Origin of the sequence: Pseudoxanthomonas sp. PXM02, from assembly GCF_014851805.1 — a bacterium.
In the GTDB taxonomy this organism is placed as follows: domain Bacteria; phylum Pseudomonadota; class Gammaproteobacteria; order Xanthomonadales; family Xanthomonadaceae; genus Pseudoxanthomonas_A.
Genome location: NZ_JACVAK010000001.1, coordinates 799708 through 815846 on the forward strand (window position 1 = coordinate 799708; position 16139 = coordinate 815846).

Annotated in this window: 16 protein-coding genes; all 16 read right to left on the reverse strand. The window is 63.4% G+C overall.

The annotated features are described in order from the left end of the window. Positions 1-62: 62 nt before the first annotated feature. Positions 63-1835 carry a methyl-accepting chemotaxis protein gene (locus IB225_RS03815; RefSeq protein ID WP_192309871.1) on the reverse strand — a complete coding sequence of 591 codons (1773 nt, stop codon included), beginning with the start codon at positions 1833-1835 and terminating at the stop codon, positions 63-65. A 303-nt stretch (positions 1836-2138) separates the two neighbouring features. After that, positions 2139-2516, reverse strand: coding sequence for a hypothetical protein (locus tag IB225_RS03820; protein ID WP_192309873.1), 378 nt, complete (start codon positions 2514-2516; stop codon positions 2139-2141). Between the two features lie 71 nt (positions 2517-2587). Further along, positions 2588-2878 (reverse strand): hypothetical protein, encoded by a 291-nt coding sequence (locus tag IB225_RS03825; RefSeq protein ID WP_192309875.1) that lies wholly within the window; start codon positions 2876-2878, stop codon positions 2588-2590. A 78-nt stretch (positions 2879-2956) separates the two neighbouring features. After that, complete coding sequence (locus tag IB225_RS03830) at positions 2957-3157, reverse strand: hypothetical protein (RefSeq protein ID WP_192309877.1); 201 nt, start codon at positions 3155-3157, stop codon at positions 2957-2959. Positions 3158-3239: 82 nt separating this feature from the next. Next, a complete protein-coding gene (locus IB225_RS03835; RefSeq protein ID WP_192309879.1) occupies positions 3240-3473 on the reverse strand; it encodes a hypothetical protein in 234 nt (77 codons plus the stop codon). An 81-nt stretch (positions 3474-3554) separates the two neighbouring features. Next, on the reverse strand, positions 3555-3938 hold the full coding sequence (locus tag IB225_RS03840; protein WP_192309881.1) for a hypothetical protein: 384 nt from the start codon (positions 3936-3938) through the stop codon (positions 3555-3557). 30 nt (positions 3939-3968) lie between these two features. After that, positions 3969-4403, reverse strand: a complete 435-nt coding sequence (locus IB225_RS03845; RefSeq protein ID WP_192309882.1) for a hypothetical protein — start codon at positions 4401-4403, stop codon at positions 3969-3971. Between the two features lie 267 nt (positions 4404-4670). Next, the gene (locus IB225_RS03850; protein ID WP_225583250.1) at positions 4671-5141 is read right to left on the reverse strand and encodes a hypothetical protein; all 471 of its coding nucleotides are present in this window, start codon (positions 5139-5141) and stop codon (positions 4671-4673) included. A 399-nt stretch (positions 5142-5540) separates the two neighbouring features. After that, positions 5541-6419, reverse strand: a complete 879-nt coding sequence (locus IB225_RS03855; RefSeq protein WP_192309884.1) for a GIY-YIG nuclease family protein — start codon at positions 6417-6419, stop codon at positions 5541-5543. Between the two features lie 78 nt (positions 6420-6497). Then, positions 6498-7418 carry a DUF5655 domain-containing protein gene (locus tag IB225_RS03860; RefSeq protein ID WP_192309886.1) on the reverse strand — a complete coding sequence of 307 codons (921 nt, stop codon included), beginning with the start codon at positions 7416-7418 and terminating at the stop codon, positions 6498-6500. Between the two features lie 58 nt (positions 7419-7476). Beyond that, a complete protein-coding gene (locus IB225_RS03865) occupies positions 7477-10125 on the reverse strand; it encodes a DEAD/DEAH box helicase family protein (protein WP_192309887.1) in 2649 nt (882 codons plus the stop codon). A 10-nt stretch (positions 10126-10135) separates the two neighbouring features. Continuing rightward, positions 10136-11653: a site-specific DNA-methyltransferase gene (locus tag IB225_RS03870; protein ID WP_192309889.1), complete on the reverse strand. Its 1518-nt coding sequence runs from the start codon at positions 11651-11653 to the stop codon at positions 10136-10138. Positions 11654-11913: 260 nt separating this feature from the next. Further along, a complete protein-coding gene (locus IB225_RS03875; protein ID WP_192309890.1) occupies positions 11914-12711 on the reverse strand; it encodes a MipA/OmpV family protein in 798 nt (265 codons plus the stop codon). 290 nt (positions 12712-13001) lie between these two features. Further along, positions 13002-14315 (reverse strand): HAMP domain-containing sensor histidine kinase, encoded by a 1314-nt coding sequence (locus IB225_RS03880; protein WP_192309891.1) that lies wholly within the window; start codon positions 14313-14315, stop codon positions 13002-13004. A gap of 10 nt (positions 14316-14325) precedes the next feature. Further along, positions 14326-15006, reverse strand: coding sequence for a response regulator transcription factor (locus IB225_RS03885; RefSeq protein ID WP_225583511.1), 681 nt, complete (start codon positions 15004-15006; stop codon positions 14326-14328). 71 nt (positions 15007-15077) lie between these two features. Continuing rightward, complete coding sequence (locus IB225_RS03890; RefSeq protein ID WP_192309895.1) at positions 15078-16064, reverse strand: aspartyl/asparaginyl beta-hydroxylase domain-containing protein; 987 nt, start codon at positions 16062-16064, stop codon at positions 15078-15080. Between the last annotated feature and the right edge of the window lie 75 nt (positions 16065-16139).

The following is a 16139-nucleotide window of genomic DNA, read 5'->3' on the forward strand; positions in this document are numbered from 1 at the left end:
ACGTCAGCCTACGCGATGCATACCCCACGTAGGGCGGGCTCAAGCCCGCCGCGCGCGATGCCTCAGCTATGGAACCGCGCCACCGCCCCCAACAGCTGCTCCGCCTGGTCCTGCAGGCTATGCGCCGCGGCGGCCGCTTCTTCCACCAGCGCGGCGTTCTGCTGCGTGTTGTGATCGATATGCGTGACAGTCTGGTTGACCTGCTGCAGGGCGAGGCTCTGTTCCTGCGAGGCCAGGCTGATCTGGCCGATCAACGTGCTCACGCGTTCCACGCTGGCGACGATGTCCTCCATGTTGGCGCCCGCGTTCTCCACCTGCTGGCTGCCCGCCGCCACGCGTTCCAGCGAGTCGCCGATCAGCTGCTTGATCTCGCGGGCGGCACCGCCGCAGCGCTGCGCCAGTGAGCGGACTTCGCTCGCCACCACCGCGAATCCCCTGCCCTGCTCGCCCGCACGCGCCGCCTCGACGGCGGCGTTGAGCGCCAGGATGTTGGTCTGGAAGGCGATGCCGTCGATCACGCCGATGATGTCGGCGATGCGCCGCGACGAGGTGCTGATCTGCGCCATCGTATCCACCACGCCATGCACCAGCTCGCCGCCACGCGCCGCCGTCCCGGACGCACTCACGGCCAGTTCGGCGGCGAGCCGCGCATTGTCGGCCGTGTGGCTGACCGTCGCGCTCAGCTCGGCCACCGACGACGCGGTTTCCTCCACCGACGCCGCCTGCTGTTCGGTGCGTTGCGACAGGTCGGCGTTGCCCGCAGCGATGTCGCGCACGCCGTTGTTGACCACGTCGGCCGCCGCATGGATGTCGCCGACCAGACCGGCCATGACTTCCACCAGCGCATTGATGCCCTGGCACAGCTCGGCCACCGCACCGTCCTTGTCGGCGGTGGGCACGCGTGCGGTCAGGTCGCCCGCCTGCGCCGAGGCCACCACCTGCCGGCTCTGCGCCAGCGCGGCCTGCATGGCCAGCGTGGCACGCACCTGGTCGGTGACGTCCGAGGCGTACTTGACCACCTTCACCGGCTTGCCGCAGGCATCGAAGATCGGGTTGTACGAGGCCTGGATCCAGATCTCGCGGCCGCCCTTGCCATAACGGCGGTACTGGCCAGCGTCGTATTCGCCGCGGCCGAGCTTCTGCCAGAACGCGTGGTACTCGGCGCTGTCGCGATACGCGGCATCGGCGAACATCGAATGGTGCCGGCCCTGTACTTCGTCCAGCCGATAGCCCATCGCGTCCAGGAAGTTCTGGTTCGCCGACAGGATGGTGCCGGTCAGGTCGAACTCGATCACGGCCTGCGACTTGTTGATCGCCGCCAGCTGGCCGGCGTAGTCCGCCGCCTGCAGCGTCTGCCGGGTGATGTCGGTGGCGAACTTGATGACCTTGTACGGCTTGCCGTTCTGGTCGAACACGGGGTTGTAGGAGGCCTGGATCCAGACTTCGCGTCCGCCCTTGCCAATGCGCTGGTACTGGCCTTCGTCGAACTCGCCGCGCCCCAGGCGCGCCCAAAAGTCGCGATACGCCGCACTGCCGGCATAGTCCTCGTTGACGAACATGCGGTGGTGATGGCCGACGATCTCCGGCAGCGTGTAGCCCAGTGCGGCCAGGAAGTTGGTGTTGGCGGTCAGGATGTTGCCGCTGAGGTCGAACTCGATGACGGCCTGCACCTTGTGCAGCGCATCCACCTGCGCCTGCAGTTCGGCCAGCCGTGCGCGTCGCTGGGTTTCCTTCGCCGAGACGTGCTGGCCGCCGCCCACCAGACGCGCAATCCACGCGCGCCATTCGAACGCAGGCCGGGAGGTTTCGGGCGAGAGGGCGGCGGCGGTGGTCATGGTCGTAGCTTCCTGTATGTGTTCGCGGTGGTGTATCGGGCCATCCCCGACAGGGTTGGCGCAGACACCGGCGCTTCCCATCCGCTTGCGCCGCACCCTGCATAACGGCCCTGCCCGTGCCGCCTTGAGGCCGCAATGCGCGCGCCACGCACGTAAATGCATATCCGTGACAAACCTCTGTATTTCCGCTGTTTCGCCACGCTAACGCCCGGTGAGCAGCGCTTACGCAGGGCGAAAAGCAAAGGCCCCGCGATGCGGGGCCTTTGCAAGGTGAACAGGCCGCGATGCGGTGTCGAGAACGTGTCAGCCGTCGCGACGAGGCGCAGCGACATGCTTCAGGAACGACCGGCTCATGCGCACGAAGCCGATGGAGAACACGATGGCGAAGCCGCAGTAGACGATCGCAGCGACCAGCAGCGCGACCGGGCCGAAGGTCATTTCCAGGTGGCCGCCCATGGATTGTTCGAACAGGAACCAGAGCGGCAGCAGCAGGATGCTGGCGAGCACGGTGTAGCGCCCGGGCAAGCGTGTCTTGACGGCGACCCATGCGGCTGCCGCCACCACGCAGACGAAGGCCAGCACGGCAAGCGCGAAGCTGATCATCATGACTGTGCTGAGCAGGTCCAACTGCTCGGGCGTGGGCGGGGGAAGATCGACGATCTGCGCGGCGCTGGCGAGCATGGGGTGTGGGTCCGGGTTGGGCGATGCGGCAAGATGGAACGTTGGGCGAACCGTCGGATCGCATCACCCCGTCATGCATCGTTTTCCGCATAACGGATGAGAAGCGCCAGCGCCTCATCCACCTGGGCAGGCGTCGAAGCACCGACCGCAAAGCCTGCCGCGGTCTCGACTTCCAGGAAGTACTCAAAGCCCGGCGCGAGTTGCGCCGCGACCACCGACGTCTGCAATTGCAGCTGCTCGTCCGACAGCACCAGGACCACGCACCTGGAGTCCGGCCTGAAGACGCCACCTACGCGCTCCGCAAAAATGATGCCGTCGTCGGGAAACGTCGTGAACTGGCGGAATGCTTCGGAAAGATTCATATGGCCTGACACTCGGGTTGATGGGTCCGGCGAAGCCGGTTTGTCCTGGATGATCCGCCTGGGACTGCAGCCCGGCCGCTAGCCCCGACGCCTGTAGGCGATGCCGTAACCCAACGCCATGATGCCGATCCCGATCAGCGGAACAATCAATGGCTCGCCGACGGGCGCGTCCGTGTAGGCGCGAATGATCGCCGCCTCACGAAGGCTCATGCCCACAAGAAACCCGGCCAGGCACAGCGAAAGTAGACCGATGACGATGAAGAGTTTCCAGAGTTGCATGCAGGACCTGACGCCTGAATTGGGCCGCCCCGCCAAGCGGATACGACCGGGTGAACTTTCGGACCACGCGCGGATCGACTGGCTACCAGACCTCAACGTGCAGCGGAATGTTGTTGGACGCACACCACGCGGAAAGCTCTGCGTGCAACTGCGGCCAGAGCGACCTCGCCCAAGGCGGCGAATGCTGGGGCCACGACGCCTCGGAAGGAAGAATGACCGACACCACGCCCATCGGCATATCCAGCGAAAAGCTGCCCGCGGGGTGCGAGCACACAAGCTTCTCTTTCCATTTCGGCTGGAACTGGAACTGCGCCACCGGATCGCTCCTGTGCGGTGTTACGACGGGACCATGCGCCGCAAAGCGGCATCACCTCGATTGAACTATCGGGCATCTTCATCAGATGGGTGGCACGTACTTCGGGCTTCGCAACAGATACCAGGCAAACAGATACAGGCCGCCGACGAGTCCCATGCCGCAGAGAATCACGAGCACCAGGAACAGGAGCACCGTGAAGGCTGGCGCCCCAGGGCCCCAGCCGGTGAACTGGGGAAGCTTGACCAGTGCCACCAGCGCAACCAGGCACAGGCCGCCCCAGGCCAGGAAGCGCCAGGAAGAACTCCCCAGCTGGGATTTGGTCAGGTACTTCACGTCGGACCGCGGCCCGATGCTGTAGCCGAACAGCCAGTACACCCATCGTGCGTTCGGATAGCGCGATGCAAGGACAAGCAGCAGCGAGTACGTCACGATCAACGCCGTGCACAGGAGATGGACCAGATTCATGTGGCTTTCTTGAGATACCTATTGTTTGGATCACGCCGAGCCGCGAAGCGGCTTCGGCTCGAATGAATGCTCAGGCGCACGACCGGCCAGCCTGAGAACCGCACGCCTGACCGCAGACGTGGCGTGAACGGCCGCCAGCAGCGCGTAGAGCCAGGCTTTCTCCCAGCGCCGCCGGATCACGAATACATGCATGTGCAGGTTGTGACGCTTCCTGACGAATCCACCGCTGTGGATGACGACGAATGAATGGGCATTGCCCGTGACGCGGGCTGAAAGCTCATGAGCCTCCGCCATGAAGAAGCTCATGACTGCAAAGTCGATGCTGGGGTGATCCGGATCGCCCGGCTCGTGGCAAAGCACAAAACAGTGCTTGCACAGGGGCAATTGATAGGACACCAGGAAGCACTCGCGCTCCCCGTAGCCTGGAGGCGTCGTGATCCTTCTGTTCCTGACGGGGATGTTCATCAGTTCACCTGATCCATGGATAACGCCAGCCCGTCATGTGCGCCCAGTCGCGTGGTAACCGATCCCGCGGATCCGGCTACAACCCTGTCCAAAGCACACCGCCTGGTGGGCTCCCCTTGATGCCGCCCGATCTTAGGGCGACGGGCTTCGGCCAACAAGCGGATGCGCAGCCGCCCTCGATGTCCGATGCGTCGCCACGGGCCGTCGGCGCATGAAAGAAGAAGGCCCCGCGATGCGGGGCCTTCCTGTGTGGAACGGGAGCGCGGGTCAGGTGGACGGTGCGGCATCGGGTGTGCCGCGGCGGCGGCTGAAGCGCGAGGCCAGTTCGCGGCGCGCTTCGTCCACGCCCTTGTCCTTGCCGGCCACTTTCAGCACGCCGTAGACCTCGAGCGCCGCCGCCATCACGTCGCTGCCCAGGGCGAGTTCGGTGTCGGCCATGCGTTGCATCAGGTGGCCGAGCCGTGCGGCACGGGGGCGCAGTGCATCGAGGGCCAGGTGATCCTGGCGGAAGGCGCCGAAGTCGAAATCGCGCGGCATGAGGCCGGCATGCTGTTCGGCAACTTCGAGAGCGGTCGCGCAGAACGCGCGCGACTTGGTACCCATCTTCACCAGATCCTGGCGTTCGTCGGGCGTCAGGGCGATCAGGAGGTCGAGGTCGGCTTCCAGTGCGGACAGGGAAGCGTCGATACGGTCCATGCGGTCGGCGTCGACGGTGATGCTGATACGGTCTTGAGACATGTGATTGCGTCCATTCAAAGTACCGACCAAAGTCAGTCGGCCTCCGCAGCCTACCTGCGCGCAACGCGATCTCGCGCTGTCACTTTGCTAATGGAGGACTTCTCACACTACGCGGCGAGCTTGACCGAAAAAGGGTGTCGCGACACCAAAAAACATCCAGCGTTGGAGCAAAGAGGGTCAACGTTGACCGTAAGTGTTAGAAGAAACACCGAAAAAGGGTCAACGTTGGATCTTAGTGAGAGACGAAACACTGAAAGACTTCCAACGTTGGCCCTGAAAGGGTCAACGTTGACCCTTAATGAGAGAAGAGAGACCGAAACACTTGGAACGTTGACCGAAAAACATCCAACGATGGATGTTTGTGTGAGAAGAGATCTTGTGCCGAACGCGACAGCCACATCAGTTGTCGTTGAGACCGTCGGGCGCTCGGGTATGCAGACGATCCTTCCAGGAACTCTCCACCGCAACTACCTCCGGCATCTCCGTATCCGGAGACACCCGTTGCAGGATGCTGAAAGCGAAGTCCGACGGATCCCGGCCCCGAAGCAGTCGATTGCCGCCATGCCCTGAATCGGCGTAGTTGAGCCAGCGACCCAGCAGGTTCTCGCCGCCCGCCGCAGAACCCACATAGCGCTTTCCCGACGAACGATCGAAGATCAGATAAACGCCCCGCCACTGGGAGAGCATGAGCCGCCAACTGGCAGGCAACAGGGGCAATTGATCCCAATCGATCACCAGTGACTGCCAGTCGGGCATGGGTGGCACCAACAGACTCTCTTCGTGGATGGCATGCACCGGGATCCGGTTCCTGTCCGACCAGCGCCACCAGGAGCGCTCGATACCCGGCCACTGGACTACCAGCCTTCCTTTCCAGTCCGACATGACGACGTTCGGCACCAGATCGAACCATTGCGAATGGTCGCGGTTCTTGGGCCCGCGCGTACCGAGACTGCGCAGTTCCGCATTGCCGGGAAGCTTCCAGAAGTCGCGTGTCGACACCGTTCTTGAGCCGGCCATGTCATAGAGGCCGACGAACACCGCCCTCCCCGCTTCATGACCGATGAAGGAAGCCAGGTAGCGCGCACGCATCAACGCCTTCTCCACGATCGGGCCGTGGTTCTGTTGATAGGCGTTGAACACGCTGTGCCGCTCTGCCGCAAGCCAGGGAAGCACTTTACGTAGCTCCGGCTCGGTCGGACGGTGCCGCATGACGAGCACTTCGTCAGGACGGACACCTGCCTTGGCAAGAAGATCGTTGAGCTCGAAAAGGTCCGGCATGGCATTCAGATCCGCAAACGTAAGTCAGCTCAGCCGAGAATGCCCAAGCCGAGCTTAAGCACGTCATGGGAGATGCATTCAACCTTCGACGTAACTCCGCTCAATCAGGGGCTTGGCCTTCTCGATATCAGCTGTCGTCCGCAAAGTCAGCTCGAGATCACCGGTTCCCCAATGGCCGATCTGCCTGACGTCCCGACTAAAGCCGTCCTCAAGCGCCACCGTATCAGGGTCGACTTTCAGGAATACGAGCATCTTGTTCGGATACATCACCACGCTCACGAAGTTTTTCAACCTACGGAAGGCGGTGTAAAGCTTGAGCTTCCGCTCGATGACGTCATCCCCAAGCGCCATGACGTGCGACGCGAGAGCGTCATAGACCTGTCGGGTCTCAGGCAACGCACCTGCATACTGTTCGTCGAATGACTTGTCCTTGCCGCCCTGCCTCTGGGACGCGGCTGCCTGCACCTCGGGCTTGACTTGGGTGGCGTCAGCGACGCTGACGGCGTTCACCAGCTCTAGCAACAGAAGATCGTCGGCGAACAACTTGTAACGAAGTAGCTCGATGTTCCGTGGAATCTGCTGGACAGCATGCTGATCGTAGCGGGTGAAGTCTGCTGCAATGCAGATCAGCCGGGTGCCAGACCAATCGATAGCGTCCGCCGCTTCCCTACCAAGCCGCTCCATCACCAGCCAGCGGAACTCCGCTTGGTGATCGAGTAGCCAGTCCAGATAGAAAAGGCCCTGATTGATGACATTCTCGTTGCTGTGCCGCTTGTACTCGACGATGACCGGGCAGCCGTTTTCGTCCAGTCCGAGCGAGTCGATGCGACCCTTGTGTGTCTTTCCCGTCGCATACTCGCTTGCGAGAAATCGAACACCAAGAAACGTTGGCATCTGCATTTCAATCAGTGCTTGCAGCTGCTTCTCCACTGCCGCCGCTCGACCCGGCAACTCAGCCACTCCGCCCTCTTTAAGCCTGAACAGTTGGATATCGCTCATACGGAAACTTCCTAGTTATCAGTGCGGCATGAATCCAGACTAGCGGGACTTCCTTCTCCTATCGGCCAGCAGCGATGGCAGCCGCAATCTGCTGGTCTATGTCGCGACCCACCTCGTCCTTGTCTCGGGGCATGAGGTAAAGGCCGTTCTGATACTTGCGTGCCCACAGCTCACCCACCGCCCGCTTGGCTGCATTCTTCGGATGATCGTAGCGATCGTCGCCCTTGTACTCGATCACGAGAATGCGCCCGTCCTTCAACTTCGCAATGAAGTCAGGATAGGTGGAGCCAGTCGCGGTCGGGAATCGGAACTGCGTCGGGTGTGCCAGATTACGCACCCACACCTCCACGTCGGCATTCCTTTCGATGGCGGTCGCGCACCGGAACTCTTCAGCAAGAGTGCCATCCTTGCGCTGGAATGGCAGGTCGCCTGGCACCTCGTAGTAGTGCTTCGGCCACTCCATCGGTGCCGGACATGGCGACCGCATGGGATAGGCCAGGCTCGAGAACTTGAACACCACCGACGGATCGACCACGACTTCTTCCAACGCGAACAGGCGCTGGTGCGCCTGGTTGCCGCGCTTGGTCTTGGCCTCGTCCAGCAGGCCCAGCAAGCGGCGCGCGACGATGAATCGTCCGCGCACCAGTTGGCCCAGGCTGTACCCCTTGTGCTTCAACGGTGCGATGGCCTGCGCGATCCATTCGATCATCGCTTCGTGGCGTACATCGTTCTGGACGACTTTGCCTTCCAGCCATACCAGCAGGTCCGCTTCTCTCCAGTCGCCAGTCAGGCCGGATAGATACTCGGCCTGCGGCTCCTGGATCATGTTCATCTTCACCGCCTTCTCGCCGATGTCGATTTCCCAGGTCTGCGTGCGCGTGTCGAAGGTCAGCGTGTCTAGCGCTCCTGCGGCATCCGCTGGATTCCAGAATCCGTCCTCCACCAGCAGGTCGTTCTCGACCGGAACCACACGGTCGCCGAACTTGATCGACAACTGCGGCACTTCGAACTTCACACCCTTCTGCGCGGGCGTCTCGCGCAACTTGGCGCGCGTGTTGTGCTGTTCGAGCGCAGTCCGCGCCTGTTCCTTAGCCTTGCCGGTGAACACTTTGGCAATGGCCTCGACGCTCTCCGGCTGGATCGCGCCTTTGATCTCCACCTCGAACTTACCCTCTTCCTCGACGGGCTTGATCGTGATGTTGCGCAGGTCGCCTGCCGGCACATTGGCCAGGTCCGGCTTTTTGCTGGTGGTCAGGCGAAGCGTTTCGACTTTGAGCGCCGGGTGCTCGCCACCGCCAGGGATCAACGGTGGCTGGACAGGGACGCTTTGAGCGGCTTCCAACCGCGAGAAACCCATGCCTTCCAGGTGTTCGGTGAACTCGACGGCCTTCGCGCCAAAATATGGCGATACGACATGTGCATAAGCCTTGTTAAGTGCCGCTTGGTCGCGAGTGCGCGCGTAGGGCATACGCAGCACGCGGCCCAGCAACTGTTCGATGTCAGTCGCGGACTTCGTGCCAGACACCGAGCACAGAACATAGGCAAATGAACAGTCCCAACCCTCTTTTAGCGCTTCCATCGTGATGATGACGCGCACGGGGCAGCTTTCCGCGAACAGGTCGACCCCATCTAACTCGCGCTGGTCGCCCGTGGCAATCTTCACCCAGTCCTTGTCGATCCGTTCGCCATCTTCGCCCGTTAGGTGCTCGTAAATGGTGTCGACCGTGGCCTCTCCACCCTTGTGCTCGGCCTGGATCAGCAGGATCGGGCGAATGTAGTCGGGTTCCTTCTTGGCGATTTCTTCCAGTTCTTGCCGGCGCAGTAGCGCATGGCGCAGAGCCACGTCCCAGCCGTCCAGGTGTTCTTCCAGCAGCACCGGCAATTTGATCATTTGCTCGGCGAACAACTGCGAGGCAGAGACGCGCACCAGTACATTGCTAGTGGTCATGTCCGGCGTGGCGGTCAGTTCGATGATGGCACTGGGAACCAGCCGTTCGTACACGACGCCGGACAGGTCGCTAGTCGCGTTGTGCGCCTCGTCGGTGATGACCAGCGGACGGTGGAGGCGTAGCAGGTTGGCGAACGAGAAGCGCGGCCCGGTGCCGTCCTCCGCCTGTTCTAGCTCCGACAGCGGCGCGTCTTTCGGCAGTGCGATGAAGTGCGGTTCCAGCGCCTCCTTGTGCGCGTAGAAATCGCGGATATCAATGTCGTGGACGCGCGCAGCCGCCATCGTGGCAACGACGATACAGGTGCGCGTGGCCAGTTCCTGCGGCGTCAATTGCTCGATGTCGTCGCTGTCCAGCACCGACACCTGGTCACCGAATGCGGCATCGAGTTCGAGGCGGTAGGGGTGACGACGATTCTTGAACGCGTCCAGGGTCTGCTGTTTGATCGTGCGGCTGGGCACCAGCCATACCACCAGCGGGCGGTCGCGCTCCAGCCAGTTGTCCGCCGCGCAGCGGATGAAATGCGCGCCCATCAGGGTTTTGCCGCCGCCAGTGGGAATGCGGATCGCCACATACGGCACGCCACGCAGGCTCGATAGTTCCGCGTTGTCCTTGTCGCGTAGGGTGCGGTACTCCGGCACCAGCATGGACTTGGGATCCGGGTGGGCATTAGCGGCGAACGCCTCGGCAATGCCGTCCATGCGCGCAGCGCGCAGGAAGTCAGCCAGCCGCACGAGGGATTTTTCCTGGTAGTCCTTCAAGTCCACTGAATCACCTCGCCCGGATGTCGTTGGGGGTCTTCTTGAACTTGATCCCCAACGACCGCAGGCGGTCGTTGGTCATGTTCGTGCCTTCGCCGTAGATCACCATCGGGCCGTCGTGTTCCGGCAGACCCGCCAGCACCTTCATGGACAGCATGTTGCCGCCCGAGAGCGTCTTGTCGCCCAGAATGCCGTTATAGAGCAGGTAGTAAGCGGTGCCGTTGTGGACGCCCAGCAGCGGCGACTTCATGGCGCGCGTGCTTCGCGCGGCGCCGGTCTCTGCGAACCAGATATGGGCTGCCAGTTGCTCGAACTTGATTTCGGGATTGATACAGCCCTGGTCGTCGAATACCTTCGGGCCTAGTTGGTAGAAGCGAAAACCGCCACCGCCTTGCCAGTCGAGCGACTTCGACACGCCACCCTGTTCGCCGTCGATCACTTTCACTAGACGCGGCTGACAATGGGTGCGTGCCTGCTCACCCATTTCGATACCGATCCATCGCCGGCCCGTCTTGTGCGCGACTGCCGCAGTGGTGCCGGACCCGAGAAAACTGTCGAGAACCAGGTCGCCGGGTTGTGAAGCGATCTCAATCACCCTGGCCATTAGCCGCTCTGGCTTCGGCGTCATGAAGTTCTCGCTGCCGAACAGCGCGACCACTTCCTTCTTCGCTTCCTGCGTGTTCCCCACGTCGGCGTTCATCCACATGGTCTGCGGCACAACGCCTTGCTTGACTTCGGAGAGGAATCGCTTGATTCGAGGGGTGTTGCTGCCGTTCGCGCCCCACCAAATCCGGCCATCCCTATCCATCTCGTCGAACTTCTCGCGCGAAACTCGCCAATACATTCCGTTGGGCGGTCCGCTGATGGTCCGTCCCGATGGTGTCGTTATTGGATACGTGCCAGCGCCGTAGAAGTTTCGCGCCGATAGATCGCCAGAAGTCCATGACCCACGCGGATCGTCGTCGGGATTCTTGTAGGTAGCGGCTTGCTTCGCCGAACGTTCTAGATGGTTTGGACGCCATACTTCAGCGTTCTTCGCGTAAACAAAAATATGATCATGATCGACGGAAAAATGGCGAGCCGAGTTTTTCGGTGAGAACACCTTCTGCCACAACACGTTAGCGATGAAGTTTCCGCGACCGAAAATTTCATCGCACATTACTTTGAAGTAATGTGCTTCGTTATCGTCCAACGTGATCCAAATGGAGCCGTCCTCGCTCAACAGTTCGCGCAGCAGCACCATGCGCGGATACATCATGGACAGCCACTGGGCATGTTCCAGATTGTCGTCGTAATGCTCGAATGCGCTTTTCGTGTTGTACGGCGGGTCGATGAAAATACATTTCACCTGCCCCGCGTAGTACGGCAGGAGCGCCTTCAAGGCTTCCAGATTGTCGCCCTGGATCAGCATGTTCGGCGCGCCTTCATCGCCGTAGGACAGGGACTGGATCGGTTGAAGCAGGCGGTACGGCGTCTTCGCCGTGGCCTTCAAGTCGTCATCGCGTTTGTGCCACTCCAGCCACGGCATTCGGTATCCCCAATCAAAGGATGGGGCCCCGGTTCAGCCCCACATCAAGTTCCAGCGACGCCAGTATGTAGCGCCGCGGTCGCCCATGATGATACCCGCCGGGGTGGGCGAGACCCACCCCCGAATGACCAGCCTGACCTTGGTTCCGCGCACGAAGCGGGGTTGCATCACAGCGCCCCTCATCCACCTTCGGCACCCTCTCCCCGCTGCGCGGGGAGAGGGAAACGCAGGTCTTGCATGCCGCTGGCGCGCATTGCGCCTCAGAACCCCCGCGACAGCCCGATGAAGATCGAGGCGTTGCTGTCGGTGTCGCGCTCCAGCAGCGGGCTGTCGGACAGCTCGTCCGGCAGGCGGCTGTACTTGGCGAAGCTCATGATCGACCACTTCTCGCCGATCGGGCGGAAATAGCTGAAACCGATGTGCGGCACCGTCACCGAATCCGGCTTGTAGTTCACCACCCCGCGCGCCACCTCCTCCTTCAGCGTGCCGTAGTAGTAGTTGGCCAGGTCATCCGACTGCCAGGTCACGCCCACCTGCGGCGTCAGCTGGCCCTTGCCGATCTGGAACGGATAGCCGTACTGCAGCGACAGCTCCTGGCCCTCGCTGGTGCCCGTGGCGTCGGCCAGCAGCTCGACGTCCAGTTCACCACCGCGGCCCTTCCACTTCGCCGCCATGCCCACGTCGAAGCCCTTGTCGCGGTCTTCCAGCAGACGGTAGTCGATGCCGTTGCGCGCCAGCTCGGCGCGGCCCAGGTCCTTCACGTCGAACCCGTCGAACCGGAACTTGCCGATCGCGGCCAGCTCGAACGCATCGTTGTCGATGAACTTCCAGCCGGCGGTGATGCCCTGGAAGAAGAACCGCTCGCCGTTGTACGTCACCAGCGGGATCGGCATCACGTCCGAGCCCTCGCCCGCGTACTGGCCGTTCTTGATCATCGCGCCCAGCCCCACGCTCCAGCGCGGCGGGCCGCCTTCGGGAGGACCGTCGCCATCGCCGGCCTGGGCGAACGCGACGGACGACATGCCGGACAGCAGCACGGACAACAGGAGCTTTTTCATGGGATGCAGGACCTCGTCAGGGGTGGGTGGGGCGTTCGCGAGGGGGCCCTGCGCACGAAAGCGCGGGGTGCGAACGTCGAGGCCAGAATGGCGAGGCGATGTCGCTGCAATGTCGTGCGTGGCGACGACGCGCTGAACGGATCCTGTCGGCAGACAGCACCAAGCAAGACCTCGTGAACCCGTCATCCCCGCGCAGGCGGGGACCCAGCGACTTCACGCCGCGCAAAAGAGAAAGGCGCTGGGTTCCCGCCTTCGCGGGAATGACGAACTGAGAAATGCTCGGCGCTTCCCTACAGCGGGATGACGCTGGCCGACACGTCCAGGTGCGCGCGCGTGCCGGCGACGGTGCCGGCATCGATGGCGAGGCGCCAGCCGAAGCGCTCGCAGATGCGGCCGATCAGGAACAGGCCCAGCCCCTGCCCGCGCGTGGGCGCGGCCCTGCGCAGGCTCTCGCGGTAGCGCCGTGCGGCCTCCACCGGATTGAAGCCGCTGCCGGAATCGACGACGGCGATGACCCCCTGCGACAGCGTCACTTCCACATAGCCGGCTTCGGTGTTTTCGATGGCATTGCGGATCAGGTTGCTGACCGCGATGCGCACCATCGCTTCCGGTGCCGCCAGGTACGTGGGCGGCAACTCGCCCACGCGCAGCTGCGCGCCGCGCCCGGCCAGCAGGTGCTCGTGGTCTTCGACGATGCGTGGCAGGCATTCGTGCAGCGCGGTGACCTCGGCAGGCTCGCTGCCCGCCTCGGGTTCGCGCGCCAGGTACAGCAGCGCCACCATGGTTTCGGACAGACCTTCGACCGCGTGTTCGATGCGCGCCAGCGCCGGCTGCGACGTATCGGGCAGCGGCATCTGCTTGAGCACGTCGACCGCGCCCGCGATCACCGCGATGGGTGTGCGGAACTCGTGGCTGGCCTGGTCGAGCAGGCTACGCTCGCGCTCGATGAACTGGCCCACCCGCTCCAAATGCACGTTGCTGGCCTGCGCGATGACCTGGATTTCCTCACGCAGGTAAGTGGTCGGCAGCCGTGCCGTGCTGTCGCGCGGATCGATGGCCTGCATGCGGTCGGCCAGGTCGCGGACCGGCCGCACCAGGTTGGCGTGCAGCCAGGCGATCACCGCCCAGATCATCAGCGCGAACGACAACGCCCACACCAGGCTCCACCACGAGGTGCGGTTCTGCTGGTCCTCGATCGGCCCGATGTCGAGCGCGGTGACCAGGCGGCCCGGTGGCAGGTCGACGACCACCGCATGGAAACTGCCGTGACCCTCGAAGCCTTCGAGTTCAGTGAAATTGCGGAAGCCGTTCTCGGTGGAGTACTCGCCCGGCGGCAGGTCGGCCAGGTAGTCCGGCGCCGAGGTCGCCGCGCCGGGCGCGATGTACCACGAGCGCACCAGCCCATCCTGCGGCAGCGCATCGCCCGTGCGCACCAGCGCAGCGTGTTCGTCCGACACCTCTCGCAACAGATCGGCCCAGTAGCGGTGCTCGATCAGGCCCTGGCTGCTGAAGTTCTGGAACGTCAGCGAGGTCATCATGATCAGCCCGAACACGACCAGCGCCACAGTGATGCCACCGTGCACGCCGCGCGGCTTGAAGATCATGGCGAGCACCCTATTCAAGCACGCACAACCGGTAGCCGATGCCGGGCACGGTATGCAGCAGCGTGGTTTCCGGCGCCTGTTCCAGCGCACGGCGCAGCACATACATGTGCGAGCGCAACAGATCGGTGCCGGGCACTTCGTCGCCCCACGCCGCGCGTTCCAGCTTCGCGCGCGACACCACCTGCGGGCTTTCGCGCATCAGCAGCTCCAGCAGGCGGCGCCCGGTACGCGTCAGCACGATGCGGCGCGTGCCGCGCTGGATCTCCATGGTGCCCATGTGGAACTGCAGGTCGCCGACGGCCAGCACATCGTCCGGCGCGGCCGACTGGCGCAGGCGTGCGACCAGCGCGCGCAGGCGCACTTCGATCTCGGGCAGCGCCACCGGCTTGACCAGATAGTCGTCCAGCCCGGACTCGAAACCGTCGATCTTGTCGTTGAGCTGGTCGCGCGCGGTCAGCATGATCACCGGCACCTTCTTCTTCGCCTCGCCACGCAGGCGGCGCAGCACGGTCAGGCCGTCCAGGCGCGGCAGGTTCCAGTCCAGCACGATGGCGTCGTAGTCCTTCGACGAGGCCAGGTGCAGGCCCGACAGGCCGTCGGGCGCGGCATCGAGACTGTGGCCGCAACCTTCCAGGTAGTCGTAGAGGTTGGCCGCGAGCTGCGCGTTGTCCTCGATGATCAGGATCGACAGGGAATCCCTGCTCATGGCACGTGCGCCTCGGAAAATGCGGACGGAAAGAACGGCGACCGGTCGCGCATGGTTCAGTACATCGCCGCGATGCCCGCGCGCTCGATCCACTGTAGCACGGCGTAAACGGGCAGGAAGGCGAGCAAAAGCAGCGCCGTATTCAACGAATATTTCAGCACCACGTACACGCCGCGATGCTGCGCCTTCAGTGTCAGCGCCCGCGTGCGCCATGGCGCGACGGTGGCGAACACGGCAGTCAGCGGACCGCGCCGGTCCTCGTCGGTATTGGGCACGGCCAGCGCGCGCGCCAGCTGCGAATAGAGACGATTGAACGCGCGACCGAACGGGTTCATCGGCCGCTCGACATCGCACATCAGGATCAGCCGCAGCGTGTCGGTGTCGTTGCGTGCGAAGTGCGGATAGGTTTCGTCGAAGACGAAATCCTGGCCGTCGCGCCACGACAGCGCCTGGCCGTCGACGTTGATGAAGCAGGCATCGTCGTTCGGCGTGACCAGACCCAGGTGGTAGCGGAACGAACACGCCAGCGGATCCGCATGCAGGGTCAGCTCCGCGCCCGGCGGCAGCACCGAGAACATCGCCGCGCGGATGCCGGGCACCTGCGCCAGCAGCCACAGCGTTTCCGGGCACAGCCGTTGCGCCGAGCGATGCGGCGTGTCGTACCAGCGCAGGTAGAACTTGCGCCATCCGCGCTTGTAGAAGGTGCGGAAGCCGAGGTCGTGGTAGCCCACCGAACCCGGCTGGGCGGTCGCGTCCAGCGCGCCGCTGGCATACAGCGCCAGCGCCTCGGCACGGATGCGTGGCCAGTGCGCGCGCAGGATGGAGATGCCGTCGAGATAGCGGCTGTCGATCACCGGCTGCCGCGCGGACCGGTGCGTGGCCAGGTACAGCAGGCAGTTGAACGGCGCAAAGACCGGCCAGCTCTTGCGCAGGTATTCGCCGAAGCCGGCGTAGCGCAGCCGTCCGCGCCAGCGGTAGACATAGGCGATGGACGCGGCCGCGTAGAGACCGACCGCGGCCAGCGCGAGGGTGCTGAAGTTCATCGGCGACCCCGGGAAGAAAAAGGCGCGGACGGGGGCGCTTGCCTGACCCCCGCCGCGCAAGAAGGACCTGCAACG

What these genes read in the sequence shown, in the direction of transcription:
- IB225_RS03815 (WP_192309871.1), bottom strand. Translation starts at nt 1,835, where the DNA reads ATGACCACCGCCGCCGCCCTCTCGCCCGAAACCTCCCGGCCTGCGTTC.
- IB225_RS03820 (WP_192309873.1), bottom strand. Translation starts at nt 2,516, where the DNA reads ATGCTCGCCAGCGCCGCGCAGATCGTCGATCTTCCCCCGCCCACGCCC.
- IB225_RS03825 (WP_192309875.1), bottom strand. Translation starts at nt 2,878, where the DNA reads ATGAATCTTTCCGAAGCATTCCGCCAGTTCACGACGTTTCCCGACGAC.
- IB225_RS03830 (WP_192309877.1), bottom strand. Translation starts at nt 3,157, where the DNA reads ATGCAACTCTGGAAACTCTTCATCGTCATCGGTCTACTTTCGCTGTGC.
- IB225_RS03840 (WP_192309881.1), bottom strand. Translation starts at nt 3,938, where the DNA reads ATGAATCTGGTCCATCTCCTGTGCACGGCGTTGATCGTGACGTACTCG.
- IB225_RS03845 (WP_192309882.1), bottom strand. Translation starts at nt 4,403, where the DNA reads ATGAACATCCCCGTCAGGAACAGAAGGATCACGACGCCTCCAGGCTAC.
- IB225_RS03850 (WP_225583250.1), bottom strand. Translation starts at nt 5,141, where the DNA reads ATGTCTCAAGACCGTATCAGCATCACCGTCGACGCCGACCGCATGGAC.
- IB225_RS03855 (WP_192309884.1), bottom strand. Translation starts at nt 6,419, where the DNA reads ATGCCGGACCTTTTCGAGCTCAACGATCTTCTTGCCAAGGCAGGTGTC.
- IB225_RS03860 (WP_192309886.1), bottom strand. Translation starts at nt 7,418, where the DNA reads ATGAGCGATATCCAACTGTTCAGGCTTAAAGAGGGCGGAGTGGCTGAG.
- IB225_RS03870 (WP_192309889.1), bottom strand. Translation starts at nt 11,653, where the DNA reads ATGCCGTGGCTGGAGTGGCACAAACGCGATGACGACTTGAAGGCCACG.
- IB225_RS03875 (WP_192309890.1), bottom strand. Translation starts at nt 12,711, where the DNA reads ATGAAAAAGCTCCTGTTGTCCGTGCTGCTGTCCGGCATGTCGTCCGTC.
- IB225_RS03880 (WP_192309891.1), bottom strand. Translation starts at nt 14,315, where the DNA reads ATGATCTTCAAGCCGCGCGGCGTGCACGGTGGCATCACTGTGGCGCTG.
- IB225_RS03890 (WP_192309895.1), bottom strand. Translation starts at nt 16,064, where the DNA reads ATGAACTTCAGCACCCTCGCGCTGGCCGCGGTCGGTCTCTACGCGGCC.